We start from the raw sequence: 25,232 nt of genomic DNA, 5'->3' as shown, positions 1-25,232 counted from the left end.
AACGAATAGGGGATTGATAGCAGGTGGTTAAAGTGTCATATCCATTATTGTTCAAACTTAATGCATTGATAGTAAATATAATTATCCCTGTAATGTGAATACTATTCTTAATGTGTAGAAGAGTTTGATACTTTCATGCACTGCTGTTTTCTATGCGATTTAATGAATGTATATGCATCAAGGTGACTTTATAAAATAGTTCGTAGGTAAAGAATGCAACAGAATACTCAAGGTAACAACGTGTAGGTTAATATCTTGATGTCAAAATGTTAATGGTTGTGTATAATTAACGGGACAATGTGAGGAATCAATGATTTTTTTAAGTATTAAACTACTTCAGATTGGATTTGTCATTGTCTATAAGGAATATAGAAAACGTAATCTCCAAATGCCTCCTGCCTAGGAGGCATTTTTTTGACAGTCACTTTTAACTTTGCTGTTACTTACCGTTTATAAAGCATTTTTATCTCTAGTCATTTTTGCTATGCATTCCTTATCTATAGCCCGTTTTGCGTCTTCAAAGCCATTACTAGGGAAAGTTGCTATCATGCCGATGTCGGACTTTATGATTACAGGTTCCCCTTTCCCGAACTCACTTAACACAAATTCCAATCCTGCGGGGTTCTTAGGTCGATATAGTCGAGCATTGTCATTGATCTTATTCACGTATTTAAAGTGAACATCTTGACCATTTACATTGAAGATTCCACTGATTCTATTGCTATAAAAAGGACCAGTGATAAATAGTTCACCGGTGCAATTACTTGGATTGTTGCTGTAACCCGCTGTGAAGTTAAGATCGCCTGAATGTGTTTGGTCGTTCCAGCCAACATTTTTGGCTAATCCATTGCCGTGATAACTCCATTCTTCACTTGCAAGCCATGCTTGCTTTTCATCTGAAAAGGTACTGAATTCTGAGTTTGTTTCAGTGACTACTTGAGGTTGTTGAGCTTCTGATTGTTCTGGCTCGAAGGTGTCTTGCTGTGATGTAATTGCGGTAGTACTGCAACCTTGAGTGATAATTAGCATAGAGCCGAGCAATAGCGTTGCCTTGTGCATAATGTCTTCCTTGAAACTTGGGGGAACTTGATGAGCACAATGATATCGCAGGATTTATTGAACTAAGTTAGAGCCTCGTCTTATTTACTTCAGGTGATTGTGGTTTTCTTGTCAGCGTATTGAAAGGGCAACCTGAAAGTATCAGGAGAATACTGGCATCAAAGTCTATAAGCCATTTCTAAAATGTATTGTATTGCTCAACTACTACTCTGTTGTAAGGGGTACTGTGCGGGATGTCTTGAGCGATAGGCTGGCTTTGTCTACAATGACGCACACTATTATTATTTCAGGTCATGAAAATGAGCGACACTAACGAAAAGCCAACTCTTCCAGATCACCTTTCAGGTAACCCTCGTAGCCCTCACTATGTTGAAGAGTGTTTTCACCATCGTATCGGTATTCGTATTAACGGCAAAGAGCGTAATGATGTTGAAGAATACTGCATCAGTGAAGGATGGGTTAAAATTCCTTCACCTAAAGCGCTAGATCGCCGTGGTCAACCGATCCTTATCACGCTTAAAGGAACAGTAGAAGCTTACTACGTGTAAAGCTCTGACTTATGAATCTCAACGGCTCATGAATTCGTTCATGGGCCGTTTTTTTATCACTATGTCAGGCTATCTTCATTGTCTTTTGTTTAGAGTCTCACCAATAGCGGATAACTTAACCTAGGTTAAGGTTTTGATTGTGATTCATCAGTAAAGTCAGTCATTCGATCTAGATCACACTTTCAGTACTGTCTACAAAGCAGTTTCAAATAGAGGAATCGACTTGAGCATTTTGTTTTCACCCGCCCAGATTGGCAATATGACCCTAAAAAACCGTTTTGTGCGAAGCGCAACGTGGGAGAACATGGCAACAGAACAAGGTTACATGACCGAGAAACTGTATGACATCTATGAAGAGCTCGCTAAGGGTGATGTAGGCCTTATCGTAACTGGTTATGCCAATATCGTAGAAGACGAAAAGCCTAATGCAGGAATGATGGGGATTTACAATGATTCGTTTATTGAGGGTTATAAGAAGCTAACGGATCTTGTTCATCAATATGATGCCAAAATTGTCAAACAAATTGCTTACGGTGGTACCAAAACCACTTACAACCTTGGTGAGCGAGTAATATTCGCACCGAGTGATATCCCAGAGCGTGGCACCAACACTCTGGGTAAGGCGATGAATAAACAAGAGATTGATTTCATCACGGAGGCATTCGCGCAGGCAAGCCTACGTGCAAAAAAATCAGGCTTTGATGGGGTTGAGATTCACGCCGCTCATACTTACTTGATCAATCAGTTCTTGAGCCCATATTACAACTGCCGTGACGATGAATACGGGGGTAGTCTTGAAAATCGCATGCGATTCTTGATTGAGATCTATCAAAAAACACGCGCTCTTGTCGGGGAAGACTTTCCCATCCTAATAAAGCTGACCGCAACCGAATTCTTTGACGGTGGGCAAACCTTTGAGCAAACTCGCACAATCTGTAAGAAGTTAGAACAAATTGGCGTCGATGCCATTATTGTTTCAGGCAATATCCATGGTAAAGCCGGCGAAATGGTTGGAGAGTCGTTTGATGGGTATACATTGCAACAGGAGGGCTATTTTCACGAATACGGTCATGTGATTAGCCAAGACGTTAAAGTGCCTGTAATTACTGTTGGCGGTTTAAGTAGTTTTGATGCCATTGAAAACATCGCAAATAATACAGGTATCGACTTCTTTGCTGTTTCTAGACCTTTACTGGCAGAACCTCAACTCATTAAACGTTGGAAAGAGGGCGATCGGTCTGCTGTGGACTGCGAGCGATGCTCGAAATGCCGCACTAAACGAGGTAACTTCTGCGTGGTATTCAAACGCAGAAAAAAACAACGATAGCCTTATCGCAGACGTAATCTTTAATGGCTTGTAGCGTATTCACTACAAGCCATTTTTGTATCTTGTAATAAAAAGACATTAGGTATTTCTATTGTTTTTCGCTGCTAAATACGGGGTTAGATCAAAGTTTGTTCAGGTAATGGTCAAGAAGCGTTTTCTGATCTTTAGTAATGCATTTCCTTTGCTAAATTTAAAATGAGGGTACATTAGGAGATGGTAATAAAATAAACGCTTAAGTACATTTAAACATCTCGACAGGATTGTTAACACAAGCAGAACAACGGTTAAGTGTTCCAATGTAACAACCTAGCTTGAGGTTGTCGTAAATGCATTTATCCCCTGATGGGAGTGTTCCCAACTTGAATTAAAAATAGCCTTTCCTTGCGTACTGTAGATGATTATCTAGCTAGCGATAGTGGAGATTATTATGATGATGGAAAGGATTGGGCGCAGCACCTATGGTGCAATAGGCTTAACATTCTCAGGTCTATTCTTCGTTGCAAATGCCTATGCAGCGATAATACAAAACTCTAATACTGATACTTCACCGGATTCCTTTGTTGGTGACTGTGGCGTGCCTGGAGAGTTGACTGCTTGTGTCGGTGGTTGGAATCTAGACAATGTTGATATCATGCTGAAGTATCAAGATGGTTTAGAGTTTGGATCATTTGATGAATCCTCTGGAATCTATAGTTTAATGACATATGGTGACTATTTTGAAAGCTTAGTCAGTGGTGATGAAGGTCAGGTAATGGCTCGTATTACAGGAAAAGACTGGCCTGTAGGGGAACCGAATGCGATAAAAATCGTAAATGGGGACTTTGACGTATCTCATGGTAAGCCTCAGAATTGCATTATAGGCTCGTCTTTTCTAAGCCCAGATAATTCTGAAATAGAAGATGCTAATTTTTTGGATTCCGTACATCCTCAACCTGTTATTTGTTCTAGTCCATTTCAAACTCATAAACGCTTCAAGGTTGCGATGCTTCCGAACTCTGTGGATGATATCTACGAAGGTGATGGCTATGGCATAGATCTCGTATTTAATGTTCAAGATGAACCTGTTGAGCCTGAAGGTGCAGATCAAATAGCTCTTCGTGCTTATCAAGTATTTAGCAAAATTAATAACTATACAGGCAGGCGTTTGAGCGGTTTCAAAGTCGTAGTAGGTATAGGGCGCGGTAGCGAATTTAAATCAGCGAGTGAGAGCGGCATAGAAGACAGATTGCATCTTTCTCTAGGAAGAGGTGAGGGTGCCTCTGGTGGCCATGATAACCTTGTCTATGATGGTTCTGATATCTTTGAAAGTGATAGTCTTGCTACTTTTTCTCATGGATTATTTGGTGAGCCAGATAAACACTTTACCAGCAATGGTTTCTTTGACTTGCGTACAGCAGGATATGACGTGGAACAAGGGTGTGTGTCTACAGCTGAAGATGCTTGTCCTACTTATGACAATCCTAGGATTGAGGGTGATGACGCCGAATTAACGGCGTCAGATATGATTTACTCTACTTCAACATTAGCCAGTCACTACCATGAAACTTTGGGAATTATTGAAGGGCTTCCATTAGGGGAATGGCTCCCATCCAAATGGCAACCAAAGGCGGTATTTTTCGATGAAGACAACGACCCGGAAACGGATGCTACGCTCATTGCATGGTGGGATGGAAACCATTGGCGAGGGAGCTATGGCGAAGGTTTTTCTATTATTGATCAAGCTGAGATAGATTGGTTAGCTGCGAATCCAAATGGATTGTACGAAATGGGTGATATAGAGGATGTACTCAATCTAGGTATTAATTACATCATTAAGGTAGGTAATGGCATACCCGGTGGAACATTTACTGTGAGAATTATTTCTGTAGTTTCTGACAATCAAGCAGCTCCAGCTTGGTGTACTGGATTCTTTGGAAGCTGCCATGAACCGCCTTATGGTGCGACAACGCAAGCTGAGGATACGATAGAAGATGATACGAGTGATGACTCCGACTTTGCGGAGGCAATAGGTTTAACGGCTGCTGATGGTGGAGGTGGTTGTACTTTAAGCCAAAACGGGCGAATTGATCCAACATTACTAATACTATTGGTCATTGCACTGGTCCAAGTATTCTGGCGCCAGCACAGTTTACGAGCTAGCTAGTTGTTTATTCAACATCGTAACGTGCGATGGATTTTCAGAAACTAACTATGGATAAGCCGGCATCGTTGAAATCTGATGTCGGCCTTTTTTAACAAAAAGCGAGATGATGCGCCCCATGTACTACCCGAAATCTCTGATACTAGAGGTGTTAGATGAATTTGCTTTGCGAGGAGATACCAGATGGATTTCAGATCGTCAGTTTAAGCTTGCTTGTTTGTTGGGTGTCGCAGTTGGCTTGGCACTACTGTCTGATCATGCTCCAGTATTACTGAAAGAGCACTCTTGGCAGGTATTAGTACTGGTGGTTTTAATTACCCCTTTAATTGAAGAGTTGCTGTTTCGCGGTATCTTGCAGGGCAGATTATTAAAATTGAATTGGGGCTCGCAGCATTTATTTGGCTTTACTGTAGCTAACTCTAGCTCCTCTATAGTGTTTACAGGGTTTCATTTTATCAGCCATGATCCTATCTGGGCTTTAAGTGTACTGATTCCGTCTTTGTTGTTTGGCTATTTCCGGGATAGACATAACAGCGTATACCCCTCTATTGCCCTACATATGTTTTTTAACGCTGTGTACTTTATCCTGCCAATCATGATGGGTAATTTCATTTGAATTTCTTAGCCGTTTGCTTCTGTTCTATACCTGACTTTCGTTATCCCTGCTAGATTATGAGTAATACTGATGACTAAATAGTGGTTAAGAACGTGATTCGATTGATACTCAATGGAAAGAAAGCAGGGCTTGAGAGCGTTAGAGAGGCAGTCTATGCAATTCGAGAAAAAGGATATGACCTTCAAGTTCGCTCAACGTGGGAAGAAGGCGATGTTGATCGTTTGGTGAGAGAGGCTGCAAAGCAAGGTGTAACACGAATAGTGGCAGGAGGCGGTGATGGTACAGTAAACGAAGTGGTCAGCGCTCTTCTAAAGCATAATCTTAACCACATAGAATTATCTGTCTTGCCTTTAGGGACCGCGAACGATTTTGCGACGGCGTGTGAAATTCCAATAGAACCTTTTGATGCCCTTAACTTAGCGGTATCGGGACAGAGCTATTGGGTTGATGCTGGCTCAGCTAATGAACACTTCTTCATGAATGTTGCTACGGCAGGGTTTGGTGCTCAAGTAACCGCTACGACTCCGGTGGTGCTTAAGAACTTTCTTGGGGGAGGGGCTTATACTCTGTCTGGCCTAGTTCAAGCCATTAATTTTCAGCCTTTTCCCGGTACAGTTATTCATGATGATAAAGTAAAACTTGCTAATGTGGTGGTTGGCGCCGTATGCAATGGCAGAACCGCTGGGGGTGGTCAGCCATTAGCTCCAAAAGCTTATATTGATGACGGTGTGTTCGATCTATTTTTTATCGAGGGCTTCAATACTAGTGATATTCCTACTGTTCTTGAAGAGCTTCAAGAATTGCAGAAAGGTCCTGATACTCAATTTGTACATCGACACAGTATAAGAACGATTGAATGGCACTCTGAAGAGTCTATGCCGATTAATTTAGATGGTGAACCTATGTCGCCACAAAATGTAGTGATAAAAGTGCTGCCTAGCAGTATTAAACTAGTGCTTCCAGAACACACTCCAGTCTTGCTTAAATGGAATAAGGCTTAAAGTTACGTATTGAGCTTATAGCTCGGCTTTTTCTTTGATTCGAATCTGCATAGAAGCACTAGAGATCTTTTGATGAAATGACTGAACGGTCAACGAAAAGTCATTTCATCAACTAGGGTTAGGATTCTTCCGCGACTTTCACCAAATACTCGGCAATCGCTTCCATACCGGACTTCGGTACGCCTGCTTTTATCTCTGCTTTCGAGTTATAATTGGTATTGGTATTCACGTCGTAGGAGTACCACTTTCCACTCTCATCGCAAATTACTTCTATGCCTGCTATATCAATTTGGTTTTTGGCCAAGAACTGCTCGTGAAGCTTAATTAGAGGAGAGTTATCCAAGATATCTGTGATTTCAAACTTATCTTGTTGTTGCTCTGCCTTATCGTCTTCAAAAGCAGGGCAAAAGGCATTTTCAATTGAACACCCGTCTGCAGGGCAAAGCTCAAACCCACCTTCTGTTGAAACCTTAACGGCATAAAGAAACTTACCACCGACATACTCACAGCGAACAATATAAGGTTCTGTGGACTTCACATACTCTTGCAGTAACCAGATTCCATCGAGAGGGCTATCTGCTTTTAGCCGTCTTAGACCCAACTTAACATCATCTAGTGAATTGAATTTTTCAACGCCTAGACCTTTGCCACCTCGATTTGGCTTAATAATCAATGGCCAAGTATTAAATTTCTCTGCAGCTGAAACAATGAAATCTGCACCGACTACTGCCTGAGTTTTCGGTGTTGCAATCCCTTCTTGTTGCAATGCGGCATATTGAGAAATTTTGCACACTTCCAAATCGATGACTCCGTTACCATTGACAACGGTTGCTTTATTGAGGCCGAGCCATTTATCAATAACGCGCGTTAATTCAGGAGCATACCTATGATCACGGGTGTGTGATGATGCGCTCATTCGATTGTAATAAACTGCATTCTCTGGAACCGTATCAAACTCGATATGACCCTCGTTCACAAACCATTCTTTGGCAGGTACATTCAATTTATCGAATGCTTCACGAAGAGGGACTATCCATTCTTCGTTTTCGTGCAATATATAGATCGATTTCATACCTGTTCCTTGTGTTTACTTAAATTCATGCCTATGTAGATAACTATTGCTATTTCTGAGAATGAAAGCTAGCGATAAAATGATGTTGGCTATAAGAAATCGGACTAGCTTATAACTTATAGATTTGAAAAAGCGGTTGGCCGTGAAGGTTGTTAGTTAGCAAAAGTAATTTGTAGATATGACCACTGTGGGTTTGAACAAAAGAAGTAATGCGGCAGTGGAATGTTTCAGCCTATCTAAGCTATGACTTTTAAACTGTCGAAATTACCAACAGAACTGTTAAGAAGTGTGTCATACGGAAATATAACTAAGAGCTATTAAAATTACTTTGTTATAATTTTTACTTAATGAACTGTAACCAAAAGTGAGGAACAATTGGACGTAAATATGATCGATAACCTGTTCTTAACAGGAGCGGTTCTTATCGTACTTAGCGTATTGCTGAGCAGAGCATCTTCAAAGCTAGGTGTTCCGATTCTATTTATTTTTCTGGTTGTCGGCATGCTCGCTGGCGAAGATGGACCTGGGCAAATTGATTTCAATGATCACTCCTTAACTTATTTAATTAGTAACCTTGCATTAGCGGTCATTCTTCTTGATGGCGGTATGAGAACCAAGGTATCAAGCTTTAAAGTTGCTTTCTGGCCATCATTGTCACTTGCTACGATAGGCGTCGCACTCACCTCAAGCTTCACTGGACTGATGGCGGCTTGGTTGTTTGATTTGACTTTACTGCAAGGTATTTTAGTTGGAGCCATTGTTGGCTCAACCGATGCTGCTGCGGTTTTCTCAATGCTGAAGGGCCAAAGTCTCAATGAGCGTGTAGGTTCGACCTTAGAAATTGAATCAGGCACCAATGACCCGATGGCGGTCTTCCTTACTGTCACCTTAATTGCTGTACTAGGTAATCCTGAAGCGGATCTCGGTTTGTCATTTTTAGCGACTAGCTTTGGCATGCAATTTGGAGTGGGAGCGCTAGTAGGTCTTGGCGGAGGTTGGCTGCTTTGGTCGCTTATTAACCGTGTAGAGTTACATGAAGGCTTATATTCCGTGCTAGTAGTAGCGGGTGGTATTTCCCTTTTTGCACTGTCTAATAAGCTTGGTGGCAGTGGTATTTTATCTATTTATCTTGTGGGCTTGTTGATTGGTAATAAGCCTACAAGCTTTCGTCATTCGATACTGAATGTGCTTGACGGTATGACTTGGATGAGTCAAATCGTGATGTTCTTAGTGTTAGGTTTACTAGTGAAACCCGCAACGCTGATTGAGATTATGATCCCTGCATTGGTGCTCGCGTTTGGCATGATTCTGGTCGCCAGACCATTGGCTGTATGGATTGGTTTGATGCCATTTAAGAGCTTCTCAACGAAAGAGCGCAAATTTATTTCTTGGGTAGGATTAAGAGGAGCGGTGCCAATTATCTTAGCTGTTTTCCCAATGGTCGCAGGGCTTCCCAATGCAGAGCTGTATTTTAATATTGCCTTCTTCGTTGTGATGGTGTCTCTTTTAGTACAAGGAGGAACACTAATGAAAGCTGCGCGAATGGCAGATGTTACCCTGCCTCCAAAGCCGACTCCGAATTCAAGAAGCGGGATAGAGATTTTCCGCGCGAGTGAATGGGAAATGTTTGTTTACCGATTAAAGGAAGAAAAATGGTGTGTGGGTGAGCCTTTGAAGCGACTCACGATGCCTGAAGGAACACGAATTACGGCTGTATTTCGTGATGAGGAGTTGTTACATCCTTCAGGAAGTACTGTTTTACAAGCCAATGATACCCTTTGTGTGCTGGGGCAGGATAAAGATCTCGACGCCCTGAGCTTGTTGTTTAGTGAAGCCCCTGAAGATGAGGCTGCACCACGTTTCTTTGGTGATTTCTTTTTAGATATCAATTGTCGTGTGAGCGATGTGACAGGTTACTACGGAATCTCTGTGTTGGAAGAAGAAGGTGATATGCCACTTAAAGAGCTTGTAGAGCTTAAGTTGGGGGCATGCCCAGTTCTTGGTGATAGCTTTGATTGGTATGGATTACATTGGGTAGTGGCTGACGTTAAAAACCATCAAGTGACTAAATTAGGTTTGGCTCTACCTGATAACGACAAAATAGACTTAAAATAGTTAGCGGATTTCAAATCATAACTATGGCAATCATGGAAAAGCTCAGAAGAAAGCCTTATATAACAGAATTATTACTCAGGTATGTAAGCTTGACATACCTGAGCTAATTCATGAATTGCAAATATACATTGTGACGATACGCAGTTTCCTCTAATCAGTTTTGTAAAATGATTTAGAGTATAAGCATAAGGTAAGGACAGTCCTTGTCGTTACGGTTACTTGAAAAGTAATCTGAAACTCTCCTATATGAGTGAGACTTTAGTAAGCGAAATCTCGGCGTTCCATTAAGAAGCTTTCTAAATGCCTATAAGAGTCGAAGTTTCGATGTGATGGGTAAGCCATGTTGCCTTCTTTTATGATGTTTTTGGCAATAGCGCTTACGTCTTCCTGTTTTAACATATCAAATTTTGAGTCGATATTGAGTGTACGATTCAATTCAAAAACCGCATCAACCACAGCTTGAGCTTTCTCTTTTTCCGTCGAACCTTCTAAGCCTAATGTATCCGCTATGATTGCTAGACGATCAGAGGCTTTTGGTAGAGCAAACTGAAGCACATGAGGTAGAGAGATAGCGCAGCCCATACCATGCGGAACCTTGTAGAAAGCACCTAGTTGATGTGAGATACCATGCGCCCAGCCCAGTAGTGTTTTAGAAAATGCTTTACCTGCATCGAATGAAGCCAATGCCATTTCAGTTCTTGCTTCATGGTCTTCTGAGCCATTTTTATAAGCACGCGGTAGGAACTCGAATATGCGCTTTATGCTTTTCAGGTTCATTTCGTCTGTCTGTTTTGTTGAATAGGTACTCATGAATGACTCCATAGCGTGGGTCAGTGCATCCATACCGGTTGACGCTGTGATATGAGGTGGCAGTGCCATGGTCAGTCTTGAATCAAATACTGCTAGGTCTGGCACAACACCATAGCTGACTAATGCATTTTTCTGGTTGGTTTTTTCGTCTGTTACTACGGTTACGGTCGTTGCTTCAGATCCTGTTCCTGACGTTGTTGGAATAGCAACAAAGTATGCCCCTTTGCGGCGAAGCTGTAGCATACTCATCAAACCGTGGGTAATCTTACGAGGATCTAAGTTGTGTTTAGCACAGCCGTTGATCATCTTAGTGCCATCAATTGAACTACCACCACCAATCGCGATTGCACAGTCATAGTTGTGTTCGTGACACGCTGCGATTCCTTTCTCTACAATCGCATATGAAGGATCAGGTTGGATGTCGTTAAATATTTTGTAATCTATATTCTTTTTTTCTAGCGTATCAATGAGCAATTGGAATGATGGCAATGTAGAAAAGAAACTGTCGGTAAAGATAACAGGGCGTTTGATCCCTTTGTCTACCAAATGTTTCGCTAGTGTATCGAGTGATTTGTCGCCGTTGAGTACATTTGGCACTGGAACTGGCATACGCGGAAAAGCTTTACTAGCAATAGCGTGGTATGTGTTTACGAAAAAACGTTCAGTTTTATATAGCATTGAAGTTACCTACTGTAAGTTAAAATCTGAAGTAAAGACGTTCGCTTCCATTTTTATGAGCCAGTTCCGTCGTTCTCTTTACTGTATGGCTTTACTTTACATCAATACAGACCGGTCGGTCTAGTTGTTTTTGTATTCATTCCGAATTTTTTTTCACACCATAAATCGATCAAGTAATTTTATTGATATAGAAAAAGAAGGGGGAATCACCTTAAGTCATTGAAATTACGATATCGAAAGAAACGTTATTCCACTGGAGACTGCTCTGAGAAGTTGTGGTCCAGTTTCTTGTTTCAGAGCTTTAATTTCGCATTTCGATGTGATGCTATTTCACAGATTTATCCTTTTCGACTGCTGATTCACAGTCATTAAATTGTCATTGTTTCCTTATTAAAGTGACATATAAACACTCTAGTATTCACCTTGATTGCACAGCTGTGCAAAATAACGAGGTAGACTTTTGAACGCAGTAATACAAAGCCTAAAACATCAATTTAGCTTTCATTCAATTCGGTACCGAATGCAACTTATAATGCAGACCCCAACCAGTATTATGGGGTTGCTATTATTAGTCGTCTTCGGCTATTTCATTGCAGTACCGGTGCTTTCGCTATTATTTGACGCTGTGCAAGTGCAATTTGGCGATGAACGTAGAATAGGTCATTCGATGGGAGAGTGGACCGATTACTATTTAGTTCGAACGTTATTTTCTCCTATTTCAGAATCACTCTTTTGGCTACCTTTAAGCCACACGTTACGTGTTAGCCTTGGCGTTATCGCAATATCCTTAAGTTTAGGTAGTGTGCTAGCTTGGCTGGTAAGCCGTAGTGATATGTTTGGAAAAAAATGGTTTGCGACAGCGCTTATTGTTCCTTACATGTTACCTGCGTGGACGTTCGCGATGGCTTGGTCCACGATATTTAAAAATCGAACAACGGGCGGACAGCAAGGTTGGTTAGAAAATCTAGGCATCGCGACACCTGATTGGCTCGCCTATGGTGAACTGCCAATCATTATCATACTTTCCTTAAATTACATTCCATTTGTTATTTTGCTTCTCGGAAATGCATTACGCTCTTTTGATTCGCAACTCGAGGATTCAGCTCGAATATTAGGTGCTAAACCACGAACTATTACCTTTAAGATAATCATACCATTGATGATGCCGGCACTAATGTCAGCGAGTGTTCTTATTTTTGCTAAGGTACTGGGTGAGTTTGGTGTTTCCTACATACTGGGTCTTCCTGTTAATTACGAAGTGTTATCCACGTCGTTGTATAGAAGCATTGAATCTCGTCAAACCGGTGTAGCGGCAGTATTAGCAGGGGCGATTATGTTCTTTGGGGTTGTCTCACTGCTAATCGATGCTTTACTCCTCAAAGAGGCTAAGCGCTTTGTGACTGTTGGTAGCAAGGGGGTTATGCATAAACCTAGCCCATTAGGACAGTGGCGATTACCTGCAACCTTATTGTCTGCGACAGTATTTTTAGGTTCTGTTGTGGTTCCGCTGACGGTGCTTGCGCTATCTACTGTGATGATAATTCCTGGTGATTTTTCGTTATCTAATTTTACCCTTGATTATTGGATTGGTTCTGGACTCGCAACGATTGCAGAAAGCAGTGGTATTTTATTTAGCTCGAATTTGTGGAGCGCTGTGTGGAATACATTGTGGATCGTTAGTATTGCTTCTATTTGTTCAGGGTTACTAGGCTTGCTGGTTGGGTATGTTGTCGTACGGAGCCCAATTAAATTGCTTAGCGTCGCGTTGCGTCAAATTACCTTCTTTCCCTATTTAGTACCTGGAATTGCATTTGCTGCGGCTTATCTTTCGTTGTTTGCAGTGGAAAGAGGTCCAATTCCCGCATTATACGGCACTGTCACCTTGCTCATTTTGGCTCTCATTGCCGATGAAATGCCTTACGCTTCACGTGCTGGTATATCGGCTATGATGCAGCTTGGTAAAGACCCGGAAGAAGCCGCACAAATGGCGGGAGCAGGGTGGATTACCAGGATGCGTCAGATTGTGCTACCGATTCAAAAAGGGTCATTAGTAACGGGAATTTTATTGCCCTTTATCTCTGGTATCAATGGGTTAAGCCTATTCATTATATTGGCAGTACCATCGACAGATGTACTCACCACCTATGCGTTACGACTTATCGATTACAACTACACACAAGCCGCGAATGCTGTCGTACTCATTATTTGTTTTATCGCCTTTATTGGTACTTATTTTACTCAAAGACTCACAAAAACTAATCTTGCAGAAGGACTAGGAAACTAATGCCAAATATCCATTTACACCAAGTTTGCAAGCAATTTGACCGTGGTGCAGGACACGCTGTTGATCAGTTAGATCTATTGATTAATGAAGGGGAGTTCATGTGTATCCTGGGCCCTTCTGGCTGCGGAAAAACAACAACATTGAGAATGATTGCGGGCTTAGAAAACGTATCTTCTGGAAAGATAGTGTTAGGCGATACCATAGTGGACTCGAAAGAAGATGGAGTCTTCTTATCATCGGAAAAGCGCAAGTTGGGTTTAGTGTTTCAAAGCTATGCGCTTTGGCCTCACATGACAGTGGAAAAAAACATCGAGTTTGGGCTCAAATTACAAAAGTTAGATAAGAAAAAGCGCCAAGATATTATTCAGTCTGTTATGGAAACATTAGGTATTGAGAAATATCGATCTCGTTATCCATCACAACTTTCAGGAGGTCAGCAACAACGAGTTGCACTAGCGAGGATGTTGGCTGTTCAACCGAATATCTTATTGATGGATGAACCGCTATCAAATCTAGATGCCCGGCTTAGGCTTGAAATGCGTACGGAACTAAAGCGCATTCACTCTACTTACAATACTACTATCGTTTTCGTTACTCACGATCAATGGGAAGCAATGGCGCTTGCCACCAAAATCGCGGTAATGAAAGACGGGGAGTTACAACAGGTAGGGACCCCAAACGATATTTATGATCGTCCTGAAAATAGGTTTGTTGCTGAGTTTGTTGGGACACCCCCTATCAACATTGTTGAGTTAGACCAACCGTCGCTATGCAGTGAATTAATTAAACGCTATTTAGAAAATAATTTAGGAAATCTTGAGGCAAACTGCTCTGTTGGTATTCGCCCAGAACGAATCAAGATAACGGGACTTGAAGATACTCCTGATATAAAAGTACTTAACCTAAAAGCCCGACTTGAAAGTATTTTGCCGACTGGAGGCAGTTGGATTCTCGAACTGAGTATCGCTGATCATAAAATTCATATTAATACGCAAATTCCGCCCTCTCATGTGGAAGGTGACACTATGAATCTGTCTATTTCCCCACAAGACATTCTTTTATTTAACGCTGATGGCAAGCGATTTGACTGGCCATTAATAAACAATCATCAAATAAGTATTCCTAAACCTAATAATGACGAACTAGGAGTCATGTTGTGAAAATTAACGCTTTTAGATCCACAATACTTTCTATCTCATTGGCAGTGGCATTTGCTCCTACAGCAGTGTTTGCTTCAACAGGGGATGACAAAGATATCCAAGGATTGATTAGTGCGGCCCAGGATGAAGCACCTATTACCGTTTATGCGCCTTCAGGAAAAATTGTTCAGACTGCGGAAAACTTTACGAAAAAGTACGGGGTTCAAGCGGTAGGTACTAAGGTGAGCAGTTCTGCGCAAGTAGAAATGATGATCCGTGAATACCGTGCGAATAATATTCGAGGAGATGTGATTATCACGGGAGATGCTTCAGCGACCGTAGCTCAATTACTTCCAATGGGTATGGCTGAATCATGGGTTTCACCAACTCTAAAAAGCGATATTGCAGATTACGCAAAAGATCCACTATTAGTTTATGGCGACCCTGCAGTTTGGACTTACAACACAGAGATTCATGCTGAATGCCCGGTGAATAACATTTGGGCATTAACCGATTCGAAATGGAATAGGAGAGTGGCTATTCCAGATCCTTTAAATAAAGCGAGCTTTCTTGATTGGTTTAATCAACTCGAAATGCATCATGATAAACAGATTGCAGAGGCATACAAACAGTACTTTGGAAAGCCATTAGATATTAGTAAAGAGTCGGCAACAGTAAGCTGGGTAAAAGCATTGGCTAAAAACTCGCCATTGCCAACAGATTCTGATTCGGCAGCCGGTGACACGGTGGGTGCGCCTGGTCAAACCGATTCCTTTGTAGGCTTTATGTCTACAGCTAAGTACCGTGATGTAGCTCAGGGCAAAGTTCACCTTGGTATTTGTGACACTATGTATCCGTTTGTTGGTTGGTCAACTCCGGGTTACGGCGTTATATCAACGAAAACTCAAAGTCCTAATGCGGCAAAGCTGTTCCTGCACTTCCTTATGACTGAAGAAGGAATTTCTAACCAGACTGTTGATGGGAAAGTATCTGGTAATCAATCTATACCGGCAAATCAAAACGAGGCATCGGGTGTACAAAACGTTTATTCAAACATACTTCAATACGACGCAACGACTGGAATGGAAGACTTTGATAACCGACAGGACTGGGCGGATATTTGGCGTATTAATTTCACTCGCTAACCGATTTTCTAAATAACTGACACTACGGAATGAGTCAAGTTGAACACTTGGTATACCATTCAACAAGGGTTTACATGCAATATGTAGCTGAAAAACAAACTACCAATGAAACAGACATAGATCTGAGTCAGCGATTAGAAGTCGCAATCGAAATAATTAAAGAAGCTGGCAAGATGGCCAAAGATGCTTTTACTACCATGACGCCGGACAAAATCGGCTATAAGGGGCCACAAGATTTTCTTACTGAGACGGATCTTGCTGTAGAGCTATTGATTCGAGAACGATTATATACCGCATTTCCTGAAGACTCTGTTTACGGTGAAGAAACTGGTGGTGAGATAAAGTCAAATACGTGGATTCTAGATCCAATTGACGGAACAGCCAATTTTGCTAGAGGCATACCACACTTCTGTATTGTAATGGCGTATGTGTGTGACAACGATACCAAACTCGGGCTGATATTCGATCCTATTCATGATGAGTTATTTACTGCAGAGAAAGGAAAGGGCTCGTCACTGAATGGTCGTAATTTGCAAGTGGCTAAAACAGAATCGTTTGACGAAGCAAGTCTTGAACTTGGCTGGAATCAGCGTTCGAGTGAAGAAAATTACTTTTCAGCTCTCAAAAATCTGTGTCAATTGGGTGCCAATGTACGACGAAGTGCTTCGGGCGCCCTCGCATTAGCCTATGTCGCCAAAGGGAGAACCGATGGTTATGTGGAGTTACATATGAACCCTTGGGACTGCTTAGCTGGACTTTTGTTGGTTAAAGAGTCTGGTGGGGTTATCAACAATTATACGCAATTGGCTGAGTGGCACAAAGGAGGCCCAGTATTTGCGGTCATCCCTTCATTGGCAGAAGCTGTTGCCGACAAAGTATTAATTGAAATAGAACAATATGCTTAATTTTACCTTATAGGAATAAAAATGATTATATCTCCTGTTTATGAGCGCGATGCCGCTCATTTGGTGGCCAGTGATATTGGACCTAATGGACAGCACCTATACCTTGGTGGTTATGAGTCGGCGCGAGATCAGGACTTACATAAAGAGCTAGGAATTACTACCGTTGTTAATTGCGCGGTTAACCTAGATATAAATTATGTTAATGATCCTTATTTGGAGCAAGAAGGAGCAAAGCTTGCGGCGGGATGTGGTGGCGTTCGTACCTACAAAATGGGACTCATTGATGGCCCAGGTAATCCACATCAAATGATTCTAGCTGGCTATTATCTACTTGATGGTGCATTTAACCAAGTACTGCCAGAAAAACCGAGCTATCCAACGAGAGAGCAGGGTAATGTGCTTATACATTGCCGAGGTGGACGAAGTCGTTCGGTAGCGATTGCTTCGTTGTTTATGCATAGAAAACAATCAGCGCTATACCCGACATTGCAATCTGCAATAGATGTTGTTCGTGAACGCCGAGATCTGCGATCAGACGAATGGTTTGAGACACCTAAACCTAGCCTTATTGAAGCAATTGAAAAGGCGAAGACGATGTTAGAAATATTAGATGAACATGGTTTCAATAATTGATCTAGCATTGGTGTCGTTGAGCTAAATCTACTATTAAGCCCCTTAATTATGGGGCTTTTTTAAACGAGAAATGAACATTAGAATCTGATAAAACTGAACTTAATTATATGGGCACTAAAGCGCCCTGTATAAGTTGGTTAATGCTTGGTCGTTTTACGTTTTACGGCATCCAGTGTGTATTGATAATCTATATTTGGTGAGTCCGTTGCAGTTCGCACACGTTCAATTATATGTGATGTAATTTTATCAATAGGTTGTTGAAATGTCGTGAGCTGATAACTATTCCAACTTGCTTGTTCAATATCGTCAAAGCCAACGATAGCGATATCCTCTGGCACATTGAACCCTTGAGATTTAAGACTGTCCATTAATCCACATGCAAGAAGATCGGTTACACAAAACACTCCATCAGTATGTCGATTTAAACGCTTAGCAAGAAATGCTCCAGAAGCGTAAGATGAATCACCAAAACGTAGCACTTGAATCGATACTTTTTCTTGCTTTGCCGCAAGCATAAACCCCTCCTCACGAGCCATAAGGCTTGAAGACTTAACATCTGAATTGATCAAAGCGATATTTTTGCATCCTTGATTTATAAGAATATCTAACGCTTTTCTAGCTGAACCAATGTTGTCTATACGGATATTATCAGCGTCTGGATGAACATAATTACGGTTAACCAAAATAACGCGTTGTCCATTCCTTATGCATTGATCAATAAGTGCTTTAGAGGGCTGACCTGATAAAACTACGGATACTTCGGCGCGAAAGTTCAACGTTTGATTCAACGCTTCAGTTACGCTCTCGTCATCACTTTTGGTATTAATTAACATGGTGACTTTATTAATTTTCTGCAGACTTCGAGACAAGGTGTCAATGAAACGAGATTGAAATGGCGTGTTAATATCTGTAGTAATCAAGCTTACGATATTGCTCTTATCGTGTAAGCCTTTCGCAAGATGGTTTACATGATAGCCTAGCTTACCAGCGGCGTTTAATACTCGCTCTCTTGTTTTAGCTGAAACACTTGCCCCCTCAGTGAATGTCCGAGACACCGCTGAACGAGATACTCCCGCTAAGTCTGCAACCTGCTGAGCGCTAATGAAACTTTTAGTAGAGTTGGTCATACGAGTTGTAAATCCAAAGGCTAGATCATTACTTTTATGCGTTAAATCATAGCATTAGACCGTTACACTTATGTGTTTACGCGATAAAAACGAGATTGCGATGTGTTAGAAACAGGCATGACGGACTCAGAATTAGAACCTGTAATGAAGAAAGTGTCGATGATGGTTGTTCAACTCAGTAGCTGTGCTTGTCACGAATGGCTAAGGCTTTGATCTAGATATGCCTGCATTTGTTGACTGTACAGTTGTGGCAAGCAGTTCTGAGATAGGATAATTTAGGTGACAGTGTCACGTGATGGGCGTAAATCCATCAGATCAGGTTGCTTGAATATAGATACCGTTATCGACGCAGGTGACGTTAGGGAACATAGCAAGTGAATAAAATTTTGATTAATACTGAAACGACAAAAGCCAGTCATCGTGACTGGCTTTTTATACGTTGTTCCCAAGGGTCGTTTAGCCGAAGGCATTACTTGTCATGTAGCATTTTAGAAGCGGAGCGAATCAATACAAGACCTTTATTTTGACCAAAGGTTTGTAAATTTCATTAGCCTAACCAAGAGTTGTTGTCATTAACTTAAGCAAGGTAAGAAAGACTAGAAATAGTACCTAACACCTACCCAAGCTTCAGTTTGCCAATTGTTCGCCACTGATGAATCATTGACGTTAATATCTCCTTTTGTGATGTCATAGCGAGTATTTAACCACCAAGTTCGGGCACTGTTCATCGGTACATTTAACGATGTCTTGAAAGAGAAATTTTGCATATTGATCTCATCACCAGAGAGATCTTGCCATTCTGGAACAAAGGACACATAGGCTCCACTATCACCTAAGTGTTTAGCGGTAATTAGCCCAAGTGAGTAACCCGTTAAGTTGTCTTCAGATGAACTAATGCCGGGAATGTCCATACTACCCGCCATTAAACCTGCTCTTGGAAAAACCAAAAAGCCACCGGTATACGCAGGATTAATCGCAACAATGCCACCGACCGACAGCAAATCATTCTTAATGTTGGTGCGAGTATTAATGTAGTCTAGCGATACACCAATCTTTGGAGTGGCTTGTAATCCAGGTTCAAACACATGGAAGTATTGGATTCGTGAGTTACTGTATTCCGAACCGAATTTATTAGGGTCACGTAGTGTAGTATTACTATCGTCCACGAAAGTCGCCTCAGCGAGCAATGCAAACTGCTGACCATTGTCCAAGCCACCTGAAATCTGTCCCTGAAATTGAATATCAGAGTTGCCACTCAACATTAACGCAGCTTGCGTGTACACCTGTGTCACATCTGCAGGGTCGATAACCCTATTTTCGGTGTTCGTTTCAGTGGAATACGCGGGTAAGCAAATCCCGAGACTCAGCGGGATAAGTAGAGCGAATTTTTTCATTGAATTCTCGAAAGTAGTTTGCTTCCTCCTTGAAGCTTAAGTGTCCATGTGAGGTGAAAATTGAGATTATTTCTCTGCGAGTAACTTGGCTGCTGAACGCATCAGTGCTGGGCCTTTATTTTCACCAAAGCCAGAGTGATAAGGGTTGGTTGAGAACATTACGCCTACAAAATCACGATCTGGATCGATGTAAATAAACTGGCCAAGGTTGCCACTTTTCGACATTGCACCGTCATTGAAGATGTAGTCGAATTGGTAAGAGTTGTAGTCAGCTTTTTCATTGAAAGCGTGTAGGGAGCTGCTCTCTTTACTAGTGCCGACAAAGGCTTTCGTATTACCGCCATTGTGAATGCGTTCGATCACCGCTTGTGAAATTACTGGCTCATCAGCCACAGCTTTCCAGCTAGGTGTAAATAATGTTCCCCAACGAGCCATATCTTCTAAGGTGGTTGAAACTAAACCTACCGCAATAGCCATACCGTCCGGCGTTAAGTTGATCTGCATTGGCTGACGAGCATGCACTTTAGACCAAACGCGGTCTTCGAATACCTCAGTCCAAGTCTTGTTTTCAATGTTCTCTACTAGCTTGGTCAAAACCATGGTATTGATAGACGCATAACGGAAATGATCACCTGCTTTTTCGCCTTCTATTTTTTGAGCGCCTTTGGCCACATTCATCCATGTTTCCATCTCACCAGTTTTAGCTCTTGGTGAGTTGAATGAAGCAGCAAAGAAACGGACTACGTCAGAGTCTGGATTCAAGATAGACTCTAATGTCTCTTCATTATCTAACGCAGTCGACATGTTCAAAATCTGATGTACGGTGATGCCTTGCCAGTTTGTTCCCTTAAGCTCTGTTACATAATCTGTAATGTCTTTTTCAGGGTCAACTTTTCCCTCTTCGACTAACATCGCAATCACAGCACCTACGGTCGTTTTTGCGGTTGATGCCCAAACATGCGTGTCTGTAGGACTCATACCTGGATAAGCCTCATAAACAATCTCACCTTTGTGAATTAACATGAAACCTTGAGTTCGAAATTGTTCATCCGCAAGATACTGTTCCATCGTCAACTCTCCCTTGCTTTCAGTGTCAACCGTCAGCTTAGCAAGGCGAGAATCAATATTCTTAACCAAAGGTTTGTAATCTTCATGAGGTGCAGCGAGGGCTGTTGGCATGAACTCACTCATGTGCATGTTGTAGTAAAAACTGTGGTCTCCTCCCATCTGCCAATGGAAGTTGTTGAAATTATCGCGGGCTGAATCAACGAAGTTAGGCGTAAAAGATTGGTCAGCATCTTTCACAGCCAGAGTGACCTGAGCACCTTCAACTTTTAGAGCCGCTTCTACTGGGTTTATATCAACTGGTTGTGATGCAATTACCAATGATGAAATAGTCAGTGATGAAATAAATAGGGCAAGGGGTTTAAGTTTCATGTTCTTCTCTCATTTGTTTTGGGAGAAGTATATGGATCTAAGTTACACTTGGTTAGGTCATTTGGTGACATTTAAAGGCAACGCAAAAACATGAAAGCATCATCTATTACCACCAGTATATTGTTGAGCTCTACCAGCAATATCGCCCCATATATTGACTATTGCGACAAGAGATCACTTGACTGGCGTGGTGTGGCTATTGAATGTGGTTTACCGATTGAGCTAACACAATCAAATCAATGGCTTCCAACACACGATCTGATCCGTTTTATTCATGGGCTTGAGCGTAACTTTGGTTATTCAATAGGAATTGAAGTCGGTCGTCACACTTCTCTGGAACAGTTATCACCACAGCTACACCACGAGATAGGAAAATGCACGTCCTTAGAGCAAGCCATTCATTGCTTGATTACTGAAATGCCGAGCTTGAACAATCACGTTACGATTTGGACGGAGAAAAAAGATGGATTATGGTGGTTATGTCATCGAAGCTGCTATCATCCATCCACATCTGGGTTCGAACAATCGGAATGGTTTCGAATGCTCACTATCATCAGCCTTTGTCGCACATTCTTGGATAAAAGGTGGCAGCCTTCTCACGCTAAATTAGTGTGTACAAATAATAGGGCACGTAAACTGCCTAAACATTTTTTTAATTCCGATATTCGATTTGAACAGCAATACGGTGCGATTGCGATTCCTCTTCCCTATGACTATCGCGCTATTTCTGAGCAATATACCACTCAAGATTGGCATCAGGCCGTTGAAGCACTGATAAAGACGTACGCGACCTTGCCTTGGTTTAATATTGAGTGGTTTGCAAGCCTACTCGGCTTAACAAAGCGTACGCTGCAAAGAAATCTTAAGAAAAGAAGCATTCTGTTTAAAGAGGCAAAAGAAGAGGTTCGTGAGATTAAAGCAAAACAATTACTCGATGAGACCGACCTTTCAGTACAAGAGATAAGTTGGCAAGTTGGTTACAGTGATTTAAGTAACTTTAACCGAGCATTTAAAGGCTGGGTGGGCACAACTGCACCAAGTTATCGAAGCCGAAAGAAACAGACACAAGTAAGTGAAATAAAAAATTAAGTCAAGATACATGAGCAATAAGCGCTTTGTTGTAGTGCTTCCAGTGAGTTGTTTTGTAATAAGGTTTAGACATGAGGCGAGGGTGTTTGATCAGTGTAGCTAGATCAGATCGTAACTTACCACTTAGCTGCATTGAATCAGGCAACAGAACCAGTAAGAGATTGAATCTTACTTACGCATAAGATAACAAATTTCAAATCACCGCCAAGTAGGTCTATGTGGCCTTTTATCATTATCTATCACAATTATTTTTACCCAGTGACATAAACCCTAAGAATATAGCTAAATGGGTCCTCTTTTGAATACGGTGACGGTAGTGCGTAACGCCATACTCATCGATGTAAATATCTACAGATTTAATTAAGTCAGTCTCTAACCGGTCCCTAGTCCAACCTTCGTGAGGGTTATACAATTCCTCCTGAGTATAACTATCCATCTTAGGAGTAAAGAATCGTTTACCTGTCCGTATACACCATCGATCGTATAGCCAATTCAATAGGAGAAGTACTACTAATATTTTCAAGAAAGCCATACAGTTAACCTTTACTAATTTAAGAAACTGAGTGTATTTGTATGTTTGCTGTGATTGTACGATTTCTATAGATATGTCGAATAATGCTTTTGTTACATAACAGGTATTACTTTCTGTTATGGCGGTAAACAGTATTTTTCAGAAATGAATTCAATAGACTAGATAGGTACAAAGGTTCAGCCCCATCTTCACTAAGAACTGAATTGAACTTGCAAAGTATGACTCAGCTATATATGATGCGCTTATTGTAGTGACTGACCAGTCAGTCAGTTATCATATTCAAAACATTGAAGACAAATAATATGGACAGAAAAAGACAAATCATTGACTCAGCAATTGAGTTATTCGCAACCAAGGGCTACGAAAATACGTCCGTTGCGGCTATTTGCGAGCATTCAAATGTATCAAAAGGCTTGGTTTTTCATCATTTCAAGAATAAAGATGGATTACTTAGGGAAGTCTTCATGCGAATGGCTGAGATAATTAATGAAGTTGGCGAGAGTGTAGTTAATACCGATCTAGAACAAAGCCCGAAAGCTAGGTTAGTTGATTTTCTTGACAAGATTTTCTTATCAATGGCGTCACCTGAACATAAGTTATATTACCAAGTCGATTTTCAAATCTTGTGTCAGCGGTCAACAAGAACCCTTTTGAAAGACTTATTTGATGAACGATATCAGTTAATGATGACTTCATTTGAGGAAATCTTACGAGATATCCCAGCGGCTACGCCTGAGGTTGATAGCCATATGATTATTGCTGAAATAGATGGTATTGCTTTGAACTATTTGTTCGCAACAAAGGACTATCCATTAATGGCAATTAAAGATCGCTTCATACAAAAACAGCTTTTATTGCTTGGGCTGTAGTCACTTAACCAAAACAAATAATGAGAATAAAATGAAAACTCCTTACCAAATTCACTATGAAACATTTGCAGTCGCTGGTGGTCTTTATGATGAACGACATGCAAAACTGTACGCAGAGTTTGCGGATGATCTAATCGCAGATGGTAGCTATTCAATTGTTTATGACGGGGTCGCTCATGCCTGTTATACACCAATTACTATCGATGCAGCGCCTCATCTGAAGTGTTATGTGGTTGCGCCTTTATCCGTTCTTCCAGAATATCAGCGACAAGGTTACGCTACTCGATTGATGGAAAGGGCAGAACAAGAGCTAAAACCAGACGTAGTATTTATTATGGGTGAATTTCATCATTACGGTAAACGCTACAATACGCCTCACAAAGTAGGTTTGCCTGTAGAGTCTTTAGCGCCATTAGAGAATTGGTTTGCACTGGCGTTAACGGAAGGTGCTCTAGATGACGTTGGTCAATCGACATCAAGCATGACTGGCCCATATACAGAACCACTTATTTGGCGTCATCCTAGCGAGCAAGTGTAAAGAAAGAGGCGTTAGGTAAATTGTTGTTTTCAGTAACATCGACTGAACGTCTTTTTTATGCCTATTTCAATTACTCAATTGAGCAAATGGCGCAAAAAAGGCGCTATCAAAGCGCCTTAACATTCCAGTCAATTTAACCTATTTCTTACGGCAAAACTCACAACGTAACCACATAGATTGACCTTCCACTTTACCAGAAAATAGTTCTGGATCATCTTGTGCAAGGCTGATGTTTCTAACCATAGTGCCAATTTTAACAACCATTGAGGACCCCTTAACTGGTAGGTCTTTGATGATGGTTACCGTGTCACCTTTTGACAATGGTGCGCCATGACAATCAACGTGTTTCTTACCGTCATTTTCCATGCCGGTTTCAGCCCATGTTTTTGTTTCTTCTTCCATGTACATCATGTCTAGCAGGTCTTGTGCCCAAGCTTCGCCTTTGCGTGTAAGACGAGTTAATTGACGCCATGCTAGCACTTGTACTGGTGGCTCTTGGCTCCACATACTGTCGTTTAGACAACGCCAGTGGTTAACGTCCATCTGATCTGCGTCTTCTACTTGAGTGCGGCATGTATCACAAAGCAGTGCGCCGTGGTCTACGGTAGCTTGAGAGTGAGGAGCTACAGCAAAGGGTTGTAGATCGTTCGTTGCGCCACATAGCTCACATTTGTCGCCGCAGCGTTGACGTAGTGTTGATTCAATAGACATGTATTAACCTTGTTATCTCTTGTAATTTGGCGACATTATCCATACTTCGCCACTGTAATGAAA

Annotated in this window: 21 protein-coding genes; 14 read left to right on the top strand and 7 right to left on the bottom strand. The window is 41.4% G+C overall.

The features are described 5' to 3' along the window. Positions 1-450: 450 nt before the first annotated feature. Positions 451-1,059, bottom strand: coding sequence for a hypothetical protein (locus OCU48_RS16115; RefSeq protein WP_141346683.1), 609 nt, complete (start codon positions 1,057-1,059; stop codon positions 451-453). A 299-nt stretch (positions 1,060-1,358) separates the two neighbouring features. Between OCU48_RS16115 and OCU48_RS16110 the strand changes: the two genes are divergently transcribed. The 5 genes from OCU48_RS16110 (at position 1,359) to yegS (ending at position 6,691) form a co-directional block, all read left to right on the top strand. Then, the gene (locus OCU48_RS16110) at positions 1,359-1,607 is read left to right on the top strand and encodes a DUF3297 family protein (RefSeq protein ID WP_141346682.1); all 249 of its coding nucleotides are present in this window, start codon (positions 1,359-1,361) and stop codon (positions 1,605-1,607) included. Positions 1,608-1,830: 223 nt separating this feature from the next. Further along, the gene (locus tag OCU48_RS16105; protein WP_141346681.1) at positions 1,831-2,934 is read left to right on the top strand and encodes an NADH:flavin oxidoreductase; all 1,104 of its coding nucleotides are present in this window, start codon (positions 1,831-1,833) and stop codon (positions 2,932-2,934) included. Between the two features lie 427 nt (positions 2,935-3,361). Beyond that, positions 3,362-5,077 (top strand): choice-of-anchor F family protein, encoded by a 1,716-nt coding sequence (locus OCU48_RS16100; protein WP_141346680.1) that lies wholly within the window; start codon positions 3,362-3,364, stop codon positions 5,075-5,077. Positions 5,078-5,192: 115 nt separating this feature from the next. After that, complete coding sequence (mrtJ, locus tag OCU48_RS16095; protein ID WP_141346679.1) at positions 5,193-5,690, top strand: JDVT-CTERM system glutamic-type intramembrane protease MrtJ; 498 nt, start codon at positions 5,193-5,195, stop codon at positions 5,688-5,690. An 80-nt stretch (positions 5,691-5,770) separates the two neighbouring features. Beyond that, the gene (yegS, locus tag OCU48_RS16090) at positions 5,771-6,691 is read left to right on the top strand and encodes a lipid kinase YegS (RefSeq protein WP_141346678.1); all 921 of its coding nucleotides are present in this window, start codon (positions 5,771-5,773) and stop codon (positions 6,689-6,691) included. Between the two features lie 118 nt (positions 6,692-6,809). Here yegS and OCU48_RS16085 read toward each other — a convergent pair whose 3' ends face one another. Next, positions 6,810-7,763 (bottom strand): ATP-grasp domain-containing protein, encoded by a 954-nt coding sequence (locus OCU48_RS16085; protein WP_141346677.1) that lies wholly within the window; start codon positions 7,761-7,763, stop codon positions 6,810-6,812. A 387-nt stretch (positions 7,764-8,150) separates the two neighbouring features. On the opposite strand from OCU48_RS16085, the gene OCU48_RS16080 reads away from it, so the two are divergent. Next, complete coding sequence (locus OCU48_RS16080; RefSeq protein WP_141346676.1) at positions 8,151-9,878, top strand: potassium/proton antiporter; 1,728 nt, start codon at positions 8,151-8,153, stop codon at positions 9,876-9,878. 258 nt (positions 9,879-10,136) lie between these two features. Here OCU48_RS16080 and OCU48_RS16075 read toward each other — a convergent pair whose 3' ends face one another. After that, the gene (locus OCU48_RS16075) at positions 10,137-11,366 is read right to left on the bottom strand and encodes an iron-containing alcohol dehydrogenase (protein WP_141346675.1); all 1,230 of its coding nucleotides are present in this window, start codon (positions 11,364-11,366) and stop codon (positions 10,137-10,139) included. A 532-nt stretch (positions 11,367-11,898) separates the two neighbouring features. Here OCU48_RS16075 and OCU48_RS16070 point away from each other — a divergent pair. From OCU48_RS16070 to OCU48_RS16050, 5 genes are all read left to right on the top strand, one after another. Next, positions 11,899-13,650 (top strand): ABC transporter permease, encoded by a 1,752-nt coding sequence (locus OCU48_RS16070; protein ID WP_141346674.1) that lies wholly within the window; start codon positions 11,899-11,901, stop codon positions 13,648-13,650. Continuing rightward, positions 13,650-14,810 (top strand): ABC transporter ATP-binding protein, encoded by a 1,161-nt coding sequence (locus tag OCU48_RS16065; protein WP_141346673.1) that lies wholly within the window; start codon positions 13,650-13,652, stop codon positions 14,808-14,810. The genes OCU48_RS16070 and OCU48_RS16065 overlap by 1 nt, the downstream gene beginning before the upstream one ends. Continuing rightward, positions 14,807-15,934, top strand: a complete 1,128-nt coding sequence (locus OCU48_RS16060) for an ABC transporter substrate-binding protein (RefSeq protein WP_141346672.1) — start codon at positions 14,807-14,809, stop codon at positions 15,932-15,934. The genes OCU48_RS16065 and OCU48_RS16060 overlap by 4 nt, the downstream gene beginning before the upstream one ends. A 74-nt stretch (positions 15,935-16,008) precedes the next feature. Beyond that, the gene (locus OCU48_RS16055; protein WP_167496220.1) at positions 16,009-16,839 is read left to right on the top strand and encodes an inositol monophosphatase family protein; all 831 of its coding nucleotides are present in this window, start codon (positions 16,009-16,011) and stop codon (positions 16,837-16,839) included. 21 nt (positions 16,840-16,860) lie between these two features. Further along, positions 16,861-17,472 (top strand): dual specificity protein phosphatase family protein, encoded by a 612-nt coding sequence (locus tag OCU48_RS16050; protein WP_208727204.1) that lies wholly within the window; start codon positions 16,861-16,863, stop codon positions 17,470-17,472. Positions 17,473-17,609: 137 nt separating this feature from the next. Here the strand turns inward: OCU48_RS16050 and OCU48_RS16045 are convergent, their stop codons facing one another. The 3 genes from OCU48_RS16045 to OCU48_RS16035 form a co-directional block, all read right to left on the bottom strand. Continuing rightward, positions 17,610-18,599 carry a LacI family DNA-binding transcriptional regulator gene (locus OCU48_RS16045; protein WP_141346670.1) on the bottom strand — a complete coding sequence of 330 codons (990 nt, stop codon included), beginning with the start codon at positions 18,597-18,599 and terminating at the stop codon, positions 17,610-17,612. A gap of 596 nt (positions 18,600-19,195) precedes the next feature. Further along, entirely contained in the window at positions 19,196-19,993 is a 798-nt protein-coding gene (locus tag OCU48_RS16040) for a hypothetical protein (RefSeq protein ID WP_141346669.1), read from the bottom strand. Positions 19,994-20,059: 66 nt separating this feature from the next. Continuing rightward, entirely contained in the window at positions 20,060-21,430 is a 1,371-nt protein-coding gene (locus OCU48_RS16035) for a serine hydrolase domain-containing protein (protein WP_141346668.1), read from the bottom strand. A gap of 90 nt (positions 21,431-21,520) precedes the next feature. On the opposite strand from OCU48_RS16035, the gene OCU48_RS16030 reads away from it, so the two are divergent. From OCU48_RS16030 to OCU48_RS16020, 3 genes are all read left to right on the top strand, one after another. After that, the gene (locus OCU48_RS16030) at positions 21,521-22,519 is read left to right on the top strand and encodes a helix-turn-helix domain-containing protein (protein ID WP_141346667.1); all 999 of its coding nucleotides are present in this window, start codon (positions 21,521-21,523) and stop codon (positions 22,517-22,519) included. An 834-nt stretch (positions 22,520-23,353) separates the two neighbouring features. Next, positions 23,354-23,920: a TetR/AcrR family transcriptional regulator gene (locus OCU48_RS16025; protein WP_141346666.1), complete on the top strand. Its 567-nt coding sequence runs from the start codon at positions 23,354-23,356 to the stop codon at positions 23,918-23,920. Positions 23,921-23,951: 31 nt separating this feature from the next. Next, positions 23,952-24,458, top strand: coding sequence for a GNAT family N-acetyltransferase (locus OCU48_RS16020; protein ID WP_141346665.1), 507 nt, complete (start codon positions 23,952-23,954; stop codon positions 24,456-24,458). A 138-nt stretch (positions 24,459-24,596) separates the two neighbouring features. On the opposite strand, the gene OCU48_RS16015 is transcribed toward OCU48_RS16020, so the two are convergent. Beyond that, complete coding sequence (locus OCU48_RS16015) at positions 24,597-25,169, bottom strand: PhnA domain-containing protein (RefSeq protein ID WP_141346664.1); 573 nt, start codon at positions 25,167-25,169, stop codon at positions 24,597-24,599. Between the last annotated feature and the right edge of the window lie 63 nt (positions 25,170-25,232).

This window comes from Vibrio inusitatus (assembly GCA_024346935.1).
GTDB lineage: Bacteria > Pseudomonadota > Gammaproteobacteria > Enterobacterales > Vibrionaceae > Vibrio > Vibrio inusitatus.
This window is presented reverse-complemented; position numbering and strand designations above follow the sequence as displayed.